The 15,399-nt window shown below is 64.5% G+C and carries 10 protein-coding genes; 8 read left to right on the forward strand and 2 right to left on the reverse strand.

Annotation, left to right across the window (positions count from 1 at the left end; translation table 11 throughout):
• Positions 1–21 precede the first annotated feature (21 nt).
• The 8 genes from ACN0WF_RS00345 to ACN0WF_RS00380 all read left to right on the forward strand — a co-directional run bounded on the left by ACN0WF_RS00345 (position 22) and on the right by ACN0WF_RS00380 (position 11,664).
• A complete protein-coding gene (locus ACN0WF_RS00345) occupies positions 22–1,914 on the forward strand; it encodes a sigma-54-dependent Fis family transcriptional regulator (RefSeq protein WP_417770776.1) in 1,893 nt (630 codons plus the stop codon).
• A gap of 973 nt (positions 1,915–2,887) precedes the next feature.
• Positions 2,888–4,309: a DUF1254 domain-containing protein gene (locus ACN0WF_RS00350; protein WP_417771200.1), complete on the forward strand. Its 1,422-nt coding sequence runs from the start codon at positions 2,888–2,890 to the stop codon at positions 4,307–4,309.
• A gap of 104 nt (positions 4,310–4,413) precedes the next feature.
• Entirely contained in the window at positions 4,414–5,001 is a 588-nt protein-coding gene (locus ACN0WF_RS00355; RefSeq protein ID WP_417770777.1) for a nuclear transport factor 2 family protein, read from the forward strand.
• Between the two features lie 230 nt (positions 5,002–5,231).
• Positions 5,232–6,272, forward strand: coding sequence for an AraC family transcriptional regulator ligand-binding domain-containing protein (locus ACN0WF_RS00360; RefSeq protein WP_417770778.1), 1,041 nt, complete (start codon positions 5,232–5,234; stop codon positions 6,270–6,272).
• Between the two features lie 188 nt (positions 6,273–6,460).
• Positions 6,461–7,291 carry an outer membrane protein gene (locus tag ACN0WF_RS00365; RefSeq protein ID WP_417770779.1) on the forward strand — a complete coding sequence of 277 codons (831 nt, stop codon included), beginning with the start codon at positions 6,461–6,463 and terminating at the stop codon, positions 7,289–7,291.
• A 391-nt stretch (positions 7,292–7,682) separates the two neighbouring features.
• Entirely contained in the window at positions 7,683–8,516 is an 834-nt protein-coding gene (gene map / locus ACN0WF_RS00370; protein ID WP_417771201.1) for a type I methionyl aminopeptidase, read from the forward strand.
• Positions 8,517–8,536: 20 nt separating this feature from the next.
• Entirely contained in the window at positions 8,537–9,250 is a 714-nt protein-coding gene (radC, locus tag ACN0WF_RS00375) for a RadC family protein (protein ID WP_417770780.1), read from the forward strand.
• Positions 9,251–9,414: 164 nt separating this feature from the next.
• Complete coding sequence (locus ACN0WF_RS00380; protein ID WP_417770781.1) at positions 9,415–11,664, forward strand: EAL domain-containing protein; 2,250 nt, start codon at positions 9,415–9,417, stop codon at positions 11,662–11,664.
• 32 nt (positions 11,665–11,696) lie between these two features.
• On the opposite strand, the gene ACN0WF_RS00385 is transcribed toward ACN0WF_RS00380, so the two are convergent.
• Both ACN0WF_RS00385 and ppdK read right to left on the reverse strand, forming a co-directional pair.
• Positions 11,697–12,689 carry an ArgK/MeaB family GTPase gene (locus ACN0WF_RS00385; RefSeq protein WP_417770782.1) on the reverse strand — a complete coding sequence of 331 codons (993 nt, stop codon included), beginning with the start codon at positions 12,687–12,689 and terminating at the stop codon, positions 11,697–11,699.
• 6 nt (positions 12,690–12,695) lie between these two features.
• Positions 12,696–15,365: a pyruvate, phosphate dikinase gene (gene ppdK, locus ACN0WF_RS00390; protein WP_417770783.1), complete on the reverse strand. Its 2,670-nt coding sequence runs from the start codon at positions 15,363–15,365 to the stop codon at positions 12,696–12,698.
• Positions 15,366–15,399: the final 34 nt, after the last annotated feature.

The following is a 15,399-nucleotide window of genomic DNA, read 5'->3' on the forward strand; positions in this document are numbered from 1 at the left end:
CCCCGGCTTTGGGAGGAGTCGATGGACGGAGCGCAGGAGACGGGGACGCATGTCCTCGAAATCAGCCGCGTTGCCGAGGGACAGCGGTCGCATCGAGACGACGATGTCCTGGCTTCATGGCGTCGCTGCCTGAACGAGCACCGGCTCGACCCTGCCCGGCGTGCCGGGCCGCGCATTCTCACCCAGCGTGAACTTCGCCAGCACAGACAGGATTCCGAGGAACTGCTCGGCATGGCGCGCCACGGCATGGAGGATCTCTTCCGCCGTGTGAATGCAATGGGATACGTGCTGCTTCTGGCCAACGCGCGCGGCGTCACCGTCGACACGATCGGCGATGCGGATCTGGACCGCGACCTGCGCCATGCCGGCTTGATCGCCGGGTCGGAATGGCACGAGAGCAACGCCGGCACCAATGGCGTCGGCGCCTGCCTCGCCTCCGGCCGGGCGATAACCGTGCACCGCACGGATCATTTCGACATGGCGCTGACACCGCTGTCGTGCACCGCCGTTCCGGTGCATGATGCCCTGGGCCGCCTGATCGGCGTGCTCGACCTGTCGCACCTTCAGGCTCCGCACAACAAGATGAGCCAGGCGCTGACGCTGGAGGTAATGAAATCCTGCGTCCGCCGGATCGAGATGGCCAATCTGGTGCGCAGCCGTCGCAGCGACTGGATCCTGCGGCTCAATCCCTCGCCCGAATTCCTGGACGTCGACCCCATGGCCGCCGTCGCCATCGACGCGGGCGGGCGCATCAGCGGCATGACCCGCAACGCGGCCGAGATGCTGACGGCGGGCACGCCGCCCGCCACGCTGATCGGCCGGCGTTTTTCGGACATCTTCGCCTATGAGGTCGAGGACCTGCCGAAGCTGTCGCACTCGCTCGCGCAGGGCGAGGGCATGCTCGAGAAGCAGGCCGGCGGTTTGCTCTTCGCCCGCGCCGTGCCGCCGACCGCGCCGGCCCCGCGCGCCACAAGCCCCCTGCCCACCGCCCTGCGCGAGATCCATGGCGGCGATCCAGCGCTGCAACGCCTGGCCGAGCGCGGTGCCAAGGTCGCCGACCGGCAGATCAGCGTGATCCTGCGCGGCGAGACAGGTACCGGCAAGGAGTTCATCGCCCGCGCCCTGCACGAGGCCAGCACCCGTCGCGGCCCCTTCGTCGCGATCAACTGCGCCGCCCTGCCCGAGGCGCTGATCGAGAGCGAGCTCTTCGGCTATTCGCCCAATGCCTTCACCGGCGCCCACGCGCGCGGCAAGAAGGGCCTGATCCGCGAGGCAAGCGGCGGCACGCTGTTTCTCGACGAGATCGGCGACATGCCGCTTGGGCTGCAGGCGCGGCTGCTGCGCGTGCTTTCCGAACGCGAGGTGCTGCCCGTTGGCGGCACCCGCGCCGAGCCGGTGGACATCCGCGTCATTTCCGCCTCGCACCGCGATCTGGCCGCGATGGTGGCGGAGGGCGGGTTTCGCCAGGACCTCTACTACCGCCTGAACGGCCTGTCGCTCGACATCCCGCCGGTCAGGCTGCGGCGGGACCTGGAATGGCTGATCGACCGCATTGCCGCGCGAACCGAGGGCACACCCGTTTTCTCCGGCCCTGCGATGCAGATGCTTCTGGCGCACGACTGGCCGGGCAACGTGCGCGAGATCGTGAACCTTTGCGCTTTATGCGCTGCGATGTGCGAGGGCAGCCCGGTCCTTCCGGAGGACCTGCCGAGCGATGTGGCACAAGGCCCCGCCCGCATCCGCCTGCCCGTCCGGCAGGCGATGGAGGCCGAGGAAGCCGAGGCCCTGCGCGCGCTGGTGAAGTCCTGCGACGGCAACATCTCGGCCGCCGCACGCCGCTCCGGCGTCGACCGCAGCACCATCTACCGCCGGATGAAAAGACTGGGCCTCACCGGCCTCCCGCCGCGCGGCTGAGCAACAGGCGCAAGGCGGAACGGACATGGCCATCCACTGCCAAACCGGCGACGGTAGCCTAGACAACCGCCACCGACGCAGTTCCAGGTTGAGCATTGGCCACCGCTTTGCTAGCAGAGATGCCCATGCGGACGTGGTGGAATTGGTAGACACAAGGGACTTAAGGCAAACTTGAGTGCGCTGGCGGAAACGCCGGACGTAGAACTGCTCAAATTCGGGGAACCCTGTCAGATGGCAATCCCGAGCCAAGCCCGAGCGATCGGGAAGGTGTAGAGACTAGACGGGCAGCACCTAAGGCATTGGCTACGGTGAAGGTATAGTCCAGACCACAAACGCCGGAAGGCGGCGGCGAAAGCCGTAGTTGGTACGAAAATCCCTCAGCCTTGGCTATGCGGGTTCGAGTCCCGCCGTCCGTACCAGGATATTCAATCTTCTCCTCAATCCAGTCCGGGACTTTTGGCAGGGGTCCGTGACGGCTCGAATGTCGGCGGGCGACCGGACGGGAGCCGCAAGCGGGCTGCCGGCGTACGCGCGACCAAACCGTCCACGCAGATCGTCCAACCATCGCAGCGGCGACATGGCTTTCGCTTTTTGCAGGCCGGCGCCTTGCACGAAGCGGATGAATGGTCCTTGCGCCAAGGCTGCGGCTTCGTTCGATGCCCGCCATTTGCTCTGGCGGAAAATGCAAAGCGCAACCGATCCAATTGCACTCAGTATCATGCTCTTGGTTCTCAGAGGCCGCTTCGGGCCCGTGAGGAGAGACGTCTGAAAGGTGCTGGAAATCGGCCACTCCCTCTCCCTTTTTGGTGATGGACGATTCTTGGCTTTCTGGTGTCGACACGCCGTTCAGACAAATCTCCATGAAAATTTCCGCGGCCGACGTTCGAACAAACAGGGCAACTCCCAGGCTTGGAGATGAAAATTGAAAATAAAGGCAGCACTCACAGGCGTCTTGCTCGCGACGTCCGTCACCATGTTCGCAAACGGTTTCGCGCAGGCCAAGGACCTGACACAGTCGGAAGCCAACGAGATCGCGGTGGAAGCCTATCTCTATTTCTATCCGCTCATCACAATGGACCTGACGCGTCGGCAGCTGATGAGCATCAAGCCCGGCCCCGGGTCCATGGGGGGCGGTGAGAACTGGTTCACCAATATCCCGGCCTACCCGACGGCGGATGAAAAGTCTGTCGTGCGGCCCAACTTCGACACGCTCTATTCCTCGACGTTTCTCGACCTCCGGGATGAACCGATGATCGTCTCGGCGCCCGACACCGACGGACGCTACTACCTTCTGCCGATGCTCGATATGTGGACGGATGTCTTCGCTTCGCCGGGCTCCCGGACAACAGGAACCGAGGCTGGAACCTTCCTGGTCACCGCCCCTGGCTGGAAACCGGAGAACGGCGCGGAACTGGGTAAAGACTTTGCCGATCAGCTTGGCCTTCCGAAAGAGACGCATCACATCAAAGCCCCGACGAACCATGTCTGGATCATCGGACGGACCAAGACGGACGGACCGGCCGACTACGAGGCCGTTCACAAAGTCCAGGCCGGTTTCAAGGTGACCCCCCTCTCCAAATGGGGACAGCAGGTTACCGAACCCGCCTACTCGCCAGATCCGACCGTTGACACGAAAACGCCGCCGAAAAAGCAGGTCGATACCATGGCCGGCCGGAGCTACTTTACCTACGGCGCGGAACTCCTGAAGGCTGAAACGTCGCACATCACCGACCAGCCGATACTGGCGCGCATGGCCCGCCTCGGGTTTGAGGAAGGCAAGAGTTTCGACTTCGACGCAGCGAGCCCCCTTGTTCAGTCGGCGCTTACGGACGCACCCGTCACCGCGCAGAAGCTGATGGCCTGGAAGAGCCCGCGCATTGCCAACTTCGTGAACCAGTGGTCGATGGATATCGACACGGTGGGGGTCTACGGCACCTATTATCTCAAGCGGGCCCTGATGGCTCAGCTCGGTCTCGGGGCAAACCTGCCGGCGGATGCCGTCTATCCCATCGCCATGGCGGATGGTGACGGCAATCCTCTCAACGGAACCAACGACTATGTCCTGCATTTTGATGCAACCGACATCCCCCCGGTCAATGCCTTCTGGTCGGTCACGATCTACGACAACGACGGCTATCAGGTCGCCAACAGCCTGAACCGTTTCGCCCTGTCGAGCTGGATGCCGATGCAGAAGAACCCGGACGGATCGCTTGATCTGTACTTCCAGCACGAAAACCCCGGCAAGGACAAGGAAGCCAACTGGCTCCCGGCCCCCAACGGTCCGTTCAACGTGACCATGCGATTGTATGCACCCAAGCCCTCGGCCCTGATTGGCAAGTGGGCCCCGCCGGCCATTACCAAGGTTGGCAAGCTTTCCGTCCACACCGCGCAATAAACACGATCTCGATGGCCTTTCGGGCCAATCTATCCGAACGGATCCGGTCGTACTGCGCCGGATCCGTTTTCGTGGCGCCTGACACAGACCAACGTGAGAGAGACATGAAGCAGCTCATCCCCCTTGCCATGATCGGCTCGCTCCTCGCCGCCGCGTCCTTGCCGGCTCTGGCCGAAACCGCGCTTCCCGAAGGAGCGAGCATCGCGAAGGACGCCAAGCCACTTCGGACATACGTCCCGCAAGACAATCCCGGAGCTGTCGGCTTCGACGCCGCCGACCGGCTGGCGATCGCCAATCTGCTCTACGCCTATTCCTTTGCCTACGACAACTACGAGGCGGATTCCTGGTTCAAACTGTTCACGGCTGACGCCGTGTTCGTCGCCGGCGTACCGGATGCAGGAGCCGTGTCGTTCACCGGAGATGGCTTCCGGACGTTCTGGAAGGAGCGGATGAGGGAGTTCAGCACCTCGGGAAACCAGCGCCGGCATCTGATGTCCAACATCCTGTTCCTGGATCAGACCGCTGACACCGCTCACATCAGTGTCGCTGGGCTTTTGACCAACGCCAAAGACGGCAAGAGCTTCGCTGCCGTGTCGAGCCTCAACTACGAAGGTTGGCTGGTGAAAGGCTCCGACGGCTGGAAGATCCAGCGCTGGCATGATTTCCCGGACGCGCCCGTTTCGGAAAAATAAAACAGGCAAAACCTCTCCAGAAGGAATTGCAATAAGTCCGCCTCCCAAATCCTGATTTGAAATTCAATTCACATTTGGGAGGCATTCTTTTGACCGTATGTCGCTTCGCCTGAGTATCGCCCCGCGCAACGGATGATCCTCCCTCAAACTGTTTTTCGCTTGCGCAAGGCAATGAGCGTTATCAGGATCCGTGTCCGGTTCTCCAACACAATGCCAAAACGACAAGGGCGATGAGCGACAGCAGGTCGATACTCTTGGTCAGAGCCAGTGGTTTCGGTCCACTTCCGGCGATCTTTGAGCAAAGAGCCGGCGAGCAGGCACTGTGGCGCGTTTTCGAGAAGGTGGGCCTTCCCGTAGACGTTATCGGCTCACCACACACGCCCATTCCCCTCCCGGCCATGATCAGCCTTTTCGAGATATGCGGACGCGAACTCGGCGACCGGACCTTCGGCCTCGAGATCGGTTTCGAGATGCAGAAGGCCTGGGGGTACGGACTGTGGGGGCGCTATGGTGCCACCGCGGACACTCTGGGCAAGGCGATCCGACGCTACAATCTTACCTTTTGGGCCCATGCGTCCGACGGCAGGCTGGAACTTGTTCAAAGCGGCACGGCCATGCTCTGGCGCCATGTGAAACGGCCGCTCGAACCGCAGGCCCAGCATATCGATCACCTGATCGGCCCCATGATTATCATTGCCAGGCAGTTTCTCGGGCTGGACTGGTCACCGGAATGGATTGAGGTTCCTTATCAAAGGGACAACGACGCCCATCTGGTGGAAGATCGGCTGCAGGTTCCCGTCCGCTTCGGATGCAAGGGAACCGGGATCGCCTTCAAGTCCGGCGACCTTGACGTGCGAAAAGCGCGCAGACCCGAGGGAGCTGCGTCCGCGATCATCACCTTGCGAGAGGTGGTTGCCGACAATGTCCTTTCCCGCGCGCCGGAGCCGGCACGTTCCGTGTCGGCGATTGCCGCGCTTCGCCTTCTGGATGGAAGAACCGACATCGATGGCGCGGCACAGATGGCCGGGCTTAGCGTCCGCAGCCTGCAACGGCAGCTTCTGGAAAAGGGATACTCCTACCGTGACATCGTGACCATTGCGCGAAACGAGAGGGCAGTAAGTCTCCTGCGTGAAACAAGCTATGCCATCATGGAGATAGCCTTGCTCCTCGGCTACGAGGATCATGCAAGTTTCACCAGAGCCTTCCGCCGTTGGAAGGGATGTTCTCCCGTGGAGTTCAGACGTCTCCACCAGCCTGCCGGGCTGGCGTGAAATGCAAAGCAGGAAGAGCCTCTTCCTTCCTAAACGTACGGATCGTCACACGTCCGATAGTCGGCAAGGACCGCTGGATGGACAACATGCGCCCGGGACACCCTGGACATTCCGGTTCCTAGGGGACGATGCCGTCACGATGCGTTGTGCCAAATCGTCGATGCGCCTGCGAAGCAAAGGACATGTGAATGGAAATTCTGTCTGGGCGATTGAAGAACGCGGTGGCGCTGCGCACCCTGTTGGTCGGACTCGGTACCGCGGTTGCCGGCATTCAGGCAGCACCAGCGATCGCTGCGGATCCAGGTGCGTCCTTTGCGTCGCCCCCTCTTGAGGAAAACGTCTTTCCGCCCCAGTGGAGCGTTGAGGTCGCTCCGTATTTCTGGGCGGCTGGAATGTCGGGCCAGGTCGCGTCTTTCGGAGCCCCCAGTGTCGATGTCAACATGGGCTTCTCCGACATTCTAGACGATCTTCGGTTCTCGGCCATGGTCGCAGCGGAAATCCGCAACGGCCCTTTCAGCCTCTCAACGGATCTTTTTTATCTGAAGCTGGGCACGGACCAGGCCACCCCGCGCGGCGTTCTGGCGACGAGCGTCGAACTCGACTCGTCAACGATGTCTGCGACCGCGCTTGCCGGCTATTCGGTTCTGGATCGTGCGAACCTGCGTTTGGATGCAGTCTTTGGCGCACGCCTGTGGTCTGTCGAAAACACACTCAAATTCAAAGGCGGCATCTTTGGCGGCCAATCCTTCAAGGATTCAGAGACCTGGGTTGATGCCATGGGCGGCATCAAGGGGCGTCTGAACGTCACTGACCGCATTTACTTCACCGGCTCCGCGATTGCAGGCGGCGGTTCCTCGAATTTCGGCTGGGATGTCATGGGAGGAATTGGATATGAGATATCCCGACACTTCTCCGCAGTTGCCGGCTATCGCGCCCTCGGTGTTGACTACAAGAACGGCAGTTTCGATTTCGATGTAACGGTTCAGGGCCCCATCGCGGGGGTTTCCATCAAGTTTTAGAATTCGAGCTCATCATCCAAGTCATTCAAGTCTTGTGCCCACAGGTTCCACCATGTCGGCGCGGACTTCGCGTTGCCGGCACAGGCGCGGGCGCAAGAGGCCAGCAAGCGTTATCGCCGGTTGCGGACGGCCCGCAGGGCCGAATGCGATTGCGCCCGCCCTTCCGCCGAATTATGGCTATGGAATGTAACGCGACGACGCGCATGCCGTGCAAGGTGCCCGATGTGGTGCCATCCGGTGGTCGCGGCGCGACACGGCGACTGCCGCTCTCTCCGGGGAGCCTCGCCCTGCGCCGCCGCCGCCGCGGGGCCCTCCCGCCCCTGTCGGCCTCGCAAGAAGTCCGCCCCGCGATGCAAGAGCCGGGGTGGAAAACGATGGAAAGCTGCTGCTTATGGTCACCTACGTCGATGCCGCCACGGCGCCCCTGAAGAACACCGGTCAGATTCGCCTCTACTCTCCCGAGGATTTCGCGGGAATGCGCAAGGCAAGCCAGGTGACGGCGCGCTGCCTCGATGCGCTCGTCGACCTGATCAAGCCGGGCGTCACAACCCAGCAAGTCGACGATTTCGTCTTCGATTTCGGCCTGCAGAACGACGCCGTGCCGGCCACGCTGAACTACCGCGGCTTCACGAAGTCGACCTGCACCTCGATCAACCACGTTGTCTGCCACGGCATCCCCGACGACAAGCCGCTCAAGGAAGGCGACATCGTCAACGTCGACGTGACCTTCATCGTCGACGGCTGGTATGGCGACTCAAGCCGCATGTATCCGGTCGGCCAGCTCAAGCGGGCGTCCGAACGACTTGTCGAGGTGACCTATGAATCGCTGCTGCGCGGCATCGAGGCGGCCAAGCCGGGCAACACCACCGGCGACATCGGCGCCGCGATCCAGACCTTCGTGGAGGCCGAGCGCTGTTCGGTCGTGCGCGATTTCTGCGGCCATGGCGTCGGCCGGCTCTTCCATGACACGCCCAACATCCTGCACTATGGGCGCCCCGGCGAGGGCGTGGAGCTGAAGCCGGGAATGATCTTCACCATCGAGCCGATGGTGAACCTCGGGCGCCCGCACGTGAAGGTGCTGCGCGACGGCTGGACCGCGGTGACGCGCGACCGCTCGCTGTCGGCGCAGTTCGAGCATTCCATCGGCATCACCGCCGATGGCTGCGAGATCTTCACATTGTCACCCGCCGGGCTCGACAATCCGATGGTGCGCACCGGGGCGTAACGCTGCCGGAGAGAGGTGTGATGGACCAGAAAGACAACGGGTTCTCCGACGCCGGCGCCTCCTCTCCGCATTATCACGGTCATCGCGACCGTCTGCGCCAGCGTTTCCGCGAGGCCGGCCACGAGGCGCTTCAGGACTACGAGCTTCTGGAGCTGCTGCTGTTTTCGCCGATCAGGCGCGCCGACACCAAGCCTATCGCCAAGGCGCTGATTGCCCGCTTCGGCTCGTTCGGCGAGGTCCTCGCCGCTCCGCCGGCGCGCCTCAAGGAGGTGAGCGGCGTCGGCGACAGGGTCGTCGACGAGTTGAAGCTCGCCCATGCGGTGGCCGAACGCTTCCTGCGCGGCCAGTTGCGCAAGAAGCAGGTGCTCTCGTCCTGGTCCGCCGTGCTCGACTACATCCGCACCGCCATGGCCTATTCGGACCGCGAGGAGTTCCGCATTCTCTTCCTCGACAAGAAGAATGCGCTCATCGCCGACGAGGTGCAGCAGCGCGGCACGGTGGATCACACGCCGGTCTATCCGCGCGAGGTGATGAAACGGGCGCTGGAGCTTTCCGCAAGCGCCATCATCCTCGTCCACAATCATCCTTCAGGCGACCCGACGCCCTCGCGCGCTGACATCCAGATGACCAGCCAGATCGCCGAGATAGCAAAGCCTCTGGGAATTGCCCTGCACGATCACATCATCGTCGGCCGCGACGGACACGCCAGCTTCCGCGGCCTCCAGCTTCTGTGACGGCAAATGTGCAAAAAAAGACAGAAAACTGCCGCAGCGGAATAGGTCTGTTAATAATAATTAACTAATATTCCACGGCTTTTGTTAAATTCGCTGTGTAAGCGTTTCCCGGGTGGGGAAATGAGGCTGCAATGGGTGCGTCACGGAAATCTAGCGGAACGAAATTGGCCAACGCCATTTTGTTTCCGGTCGTCGGATTGGTTCTGCTCGCGATCGCTTTTTCGGTCGTGCTCATTGCCTATACGTCGCGTTCCGCGGATATCGCCGCCCTCAACAGCGAGCGCAATCTGCTGCGCGGCGGCACCAAGCTGCAGCTGGATCTGCTGGCCAAGGAGCAGGAAGGGACCGCGATCTGGGACCAGGCCTTCTTCTACACGCGGCCGGGCTCGTTCAACCCCAGCTGGATCGACGCCAACATCGGCCGCTGGATGCTGGCCAACCACGGCCACGACCAGACGCTGATCATCGGTGTCGACGGCAAGCCGGTCTACAACTTCCTCAACGGTCGCGACCAGGATCCCGCCACCGCCCGGGAGCTCGCCGACAGCATCCACCCGCTCGTCGCGCGGGTGCGAGCCCGCTTCATCAACAGCTTCACGCGGCTTCCCTCCGGCCTCTTCGTCGTCGAGCGCCCCAAGTCCGGGTTCACGCGCTCCGTCAATGAGACCGGTTTCACGCAGCTTGACGGGCGTCCCGCCTTCGTCGCCGTCACCGCCATCGGTCCCGAGCTCAAGCAATTCCTGGCCGAGCGCCAGCCGCCGGCCGTCCTCGTCAGCATCAAGATGCTCGACCCGGCGCGGCTGTCCGCTCTCGCGGAACGCTCCGGCACCCATGATCTGCGCGTTTCACCGAGGGTGCCGAACGATGGCAATGCCGCCAGTCTCGCGATCAAGGATCCGCGCGCGCGCGACATCGGCTATCTGACCTGGCAGTCGGAAAACCCGGGCGCACAGATCCTTGCCGGCGTCAGCCCGATGCTGTTCTTCCTGGCGACGACCATCGCCGGCCTGACCGGCCTCGTTCTCTACTACACCCGCCAGAACACCCGCCGTCTGGCGGAGAGCGAGGCCCGCGCCCATCATGCGGCCCTGCACGACAGCCTGACCGGACTGGCCAACCGCGACTTCTTCTCCTCCCGCTTCCGCGAGGAGCTTGGGGAATGGCACAGCGGTCGGGGCATCATCGGCGTGATCTACATCGATCTCGACCACTTCAAGGACATCAACGACACGCTCGGTCACGCCGCAGGCGACGAGGTCATCCGCGAGGCGGCCCGACGCCTCAGGGTGCTGGCGCCGGACAATGCGACGCTTGCCCGCATCAGCGGCGACGAGTTCGCCCTGCTCCTGCCCGAGTGCGCCGACCGCTCCTACATCGAGACCGTCCTGCGGCGCATGCAGGACCGTTTCGCCGTGCCGATGTATGTCGCGGGCAACCACCTGCACGTCAGCCTCAGCGTCGGCGCGGCGATCGCGCCCGACGACAGCCTTTCGATGGGCGAGCTCCTGCGCAAGGCCGACATCGCGCTCTACTCCGCCAAGTCGGGCGGGCGCGGGCGGTGGGCCTTCTTCGATTCCTTCATGGAAGAGCACGTGCGAACCCGCGAGAACCTGGCGCACGGCCTGCGCGAGGCGATCCGCAACGAGCGCCTTCAGGTGGTCTACCAGCCGCAGACCACCATCGATGGCACGCGCGTGCTCTCCGTCGAGGCGCTGCTGCGCTGGACCGACCCGGAGATGGGCGCCATCAGCCCCTCGGTCTTCGTGCCGATTGCCGAGGAAACCGGCCTCATCAACGAGCTCGGTCTCTATGTCTTGCGCCGCGCCTGCCGCGATGCCGCCGCCTGGCCGCATCTGGGCGTCGCCGTCAACGTGTCACCGACCCAGTTCCGCCATCCGCGCTTCATCGACGATCTGCGCGACACGCTGGAGGACTGCAACTTCGAGCCGACGCGGCTGGAGATCGAGGTCACCGAGACCGTTTTCGCCGACGATGACAGCGGCATTCTCGACACGCTGACCCAGGTCCAGGACCTCGGCGTACGCGTCGCTCTCGATGATTTCGGCATCGGCTATTCGAGCCTGAGCTATCTGCGCCGTTTCCCGTTCGACACGCTCAAGATCGACCGCAGCTTCATCGCCGATCTCGACGTCGCCCCGCATGCCCACGCGATCCTGTCGACGATCATCGATCTCGGCGAGGCACTTGGCATGAAAGTGGTCGCCGAGGGCATCGAGACGCGCCAGCAGGCGGCGATCCTGCAGCGCACCAACTGCGACCGCCTGCAGGGCTACTACCTGTCGCGGCCGATGCCCCGCGAGGATATCGCCGAAGCCGAGAGGCGGCTGGCCGGTGTCACCGCCCCTGGCGAGACCGACGTGCCGACCGCAGCGGCGGCTTCGCGCTGCGCCTGAAGAAAGCGGGGCGGAGCCTGTTGCGACAAGCGTCAGGCGAGCGGTGGCTGATCTGGCGTCAAAGGGTCTGGCATCGATGACTGCCCGGCGGCGAGCCGGGTCCGCATCGCCGCGTCGAGCATGGCCATCGCCGCGAACGGCCCGCCAGCCTTGGCAAGTGCGCCGTCGACATCGCAAAGGCCGAGCCCGACGCTGCCAAAGCGCTGGCGTAGCGCGTCAACCACCCAATGGCGCTCCTGTCGCACCCGGCGCTCCCGCAGCGCACCGCTGTCGCGCGCGCTGCCGGCAAACGCGTCGGCCGCGGCCAGGGCTTCGTCGATCCCTTCCCCCGACGTCGCGGAAATGCAGAGAACCTGCGGTGCGGCACGCGCATCCGCCGGCCTGGCGAGGGTCAGAGCCCCAGCCACATCGGCGCGCGCGCGGCGCGCCAATCCACCCATGTCGGCTTTGGTGACGAGGATCAGATCGGGCAGTTCCATGACGCCCGCCTTCATGAACTGCAGGCTGTCGCCGGAACCAGGCTGGATGCACAGCGCCAGCGTGTCGACCGCATGGACGACATCCGCCTCCGACTGTCCGATCCCGACGGATTCAACGATCACCCTGTCCATCACCGCGCGCATCAGCACAATGGCGGCGATGGCGTGATCGGACAGGCCACCGAGACGGTCACGCGCCGCCATGGAGCGCACGAAGATGCCGGCGTCCTCCGGATCCGTCGCAAGCCGCGTCCGGTCGCCGAGAAGCGCGCCGCCGGTCACCTGCGACGAGGGATCGACGGCAATCACCCCAACCCTTTCGCCACGGCTCCGATAGGCCCGGATCAGCGCGTTGGTGAGCGTCGACTTGCCGACGCCCGGCGGCCCGGTCAGGCCAAGCACCTCCGCCCGCGGCGCGGCCGCCGCCGCGTCGAGAAAACGGGCAAGATCGTCCTCGCCCGCTTCGGTCTCGACCGCCGACAACGCGCGCGCCAACGCGGCCTTGCCGCCGGCCCTCAGGGCCTCGAGGCTGGCCGGCCGGCGCACCGCGACTTACGCCGTCTGCGCCTTGAGCGCCGCCTGCGCGGCGGCAAGGCGGGCGATGGGCACGCGGAACGGCGAGCAGGACACATAGTCCAGGCCGACGCTCTCACAGAAGAAGATCGAGGCCGGATCGCCGCCGTGCTCGCCGCAGATGCCGAGCTTCAGCCCCGGACGCGCGGCCCGGCCGCGTTCCGCGCCGATGCGCACCAGTTCGCCGACGCCTTCCTGGTCGATGGACACGAACGGGTCGCGCTCGACAATGCCGAGGCGCTGGTAGGCGCCGAGGAAGGAGGAAGCATCATCGCGCGAGATGCCGAAGGTGGTCTGCGTCAGATCGTTGGTGCCGAAGGAGAAGAACTCCGCCGAGGCCGCGATCTCGCCAGCGCGCAGGCAGGCCCGCGGCAGCTCGATCATCGTGCCCACCTGATAGGCGATGGCGACACCCGTTTCCGCCGAAACCGCCTTGGCCATCGCATCGATGCGCGCGCGCACCAGGTCGAGCTCGGCCTTGACGCCGACGAGCGGCACCATGATTTCCGGCGTCACCGGGGAGCCGGTGCTCTTGCCCGCGGCAACCGCGCCCTCGAAGATGGCGCGCGCCTGCATTTCGGCGATCTCCGGATAGCTGACGAGCAGGCGGCAGCCGCGATGACCGAGCATCGGGTTGAACTCCCGCAGTTCCAGAGCCCGCTCGCGCAGCCGATCGGCGTCGACGCCCATCACGGCGGCGACCTCGGCGATCTCCTCGTCGCTGTGCGGCAGGAACTCGTGCAGCGGCGGGTCGAGCAGGCGGATGGTCACCGGCAGACCCTGCATGATCTCGAAGAGCTCGGTGAAATCACCGCGCTGCATCGGCAACAGCTTGTCAAGCGCCGCCCGGCGGCCCGCCTCGTTCTCCGACAGGATCATCTCGCGCACCGCGACGATGCGCTCCCCCTCGAAGAACATGTGCTCGGTGCGGCACAGGCCGATGCCCTCGGCGCCGAAGCCGCGCGCGGCGCGCGCATCCGCCGGCGTCTCCGCGTTGGTGCGCACCTTCATGCGGCGCTCCGCGTCGGCCCATTCCATCAGCCGCGCGAATTCACCCGACATTTCCGGCTGCTGCATCGCCACCTCGCCGACGAGCACCTGGCCGGTCGCCCCGTCGATGGTGATGCGCTCGCCCTTTGCGAACTTGCGCCCGGCGACCGTCAGTGTGCCGGCCCGGTAGTCGATCCGCAGCGAACCCGCGCCGGAGACGCAGGGCTTGCCCATGCCGCGGGCGACGACCGCTGCGTGGCTGGTCATGCCGCCACGCGTGGTCAGGATGCCTTCGGCCGCGTGCATGCCGTGAATGTCCTCAGGACTTGTCTCGACGCGCACGAGAATGACCTTGCGCCCTGCGTTTTTCGCCTCTTCGGCCTCGTCGGAGGAGAAGACGATGTCGCCGGACGCCGCGCCCGGCGACGCCGGCAGACCGGTCGCGAGGATGTCGCGCTCCGCCTTCGGGTCGATCATCGGGTGCAGGAGCTGGTCAAGGGCGGACGGATCGACGCGCATCACCGCCTCCCTCGGCGAGATCAGACCGTCGTCCGCCATCTCGACAGCGATCTTGAGCGCCGCCTTGGCGGTGCGCTTGCCGTTGCGCGTCTGCAGCATCCACAGCCGGCCGCGCTCGATGGTGAACTCCAGGTCCTGCATGTCGCGGTAATGGCCCTCGAGCCTGTCGCAGATGGCGACGAATTCGGCGAAGGCCTCCGGCATCGCCTTTTCAAGCGACAGTGCATCGGAGCCGGCGGCGATGCGCGCGGCTTCGGTGATGTCCTGCGGCGTGCGGATGCCCGCGACCACGTCCTCGCCCTGGGCGTTGATCAGGAACTCGCCGTAGAGCGCCTTCTCGCCGGTCGAGGGATTGCGGGTGAAGGCCACGCCGGTCGCGGAATCGGTGCCCATGTTGCCGAACACCATGGCCTGAACATTGACCGCCGTGCCCCAGTCATTGGGAATGTCGTGCAGCCGACGGTAGGTGACCGCGCGGGCGCTCTGCCAGGACAGGAACACCGCGCCGATCGCGCCCCAGAGCTGCTCGCCCGGATCCTGCGGGAAGGGCTGACCAAGCTCCTCCTCGACCAGCGCCTTGTAGCTCACGATCACCTGCTGCCAGTCCTCGGCGGAAAGATCGGTGTCGAGCGCGTAGTCGTTGTCGTTCTTGTACGTTTCGAGGATTTCCTCGAAATCGTGATGCTCAAGGCCAAGCACCACGTTGGAGTACATCTGGATGAAGCGGCGGTAGCTGTCATAGGCAAAACGGGCATCGCCGGCGGATTTGGCGAGTGCGGGAACGGTGGCGTCGTTGAGGCCGAGGTTGAGGACCGTGTCCATCATGCCCGGCATGGAGACGCGCGCGCCCGAGCGCACGGAAACCAGAAGCGGATCGGTCGCGTCGCCGAAGCCGCGCCCGGTGATGCGGGCGATCTCGGCAAGCGCCGCGTCGACCTCGGCGCCGAGACTGTCCGGATAGGACCGGCCGTTCGCCTCGAACCAGGTGCAGACCTCGGTGGTGATGGTAAAGCCTGGGGGAACCGGCAGACCGAGATTGCTCATCTCCGCCAGATTGGCGCCCTTGCCGCCAAGCAGGTTCCTCATGTCGGCCGCCCCTTCGGACTTGCCGTCGCCGAAGCCGTACACCCATTTGGTCATTGCGTTCCTGTCCCTTCTCCCGCAGACGCCGCAA

The organism is Stappia sp., assembly GCF_048268045.1.
Taxonomy (GTDB): domain Bacteria; phylum Pseudomonadota; class Alphaproteobacteria; order Rhizobiales; family Stappiaceae; genus Stappia.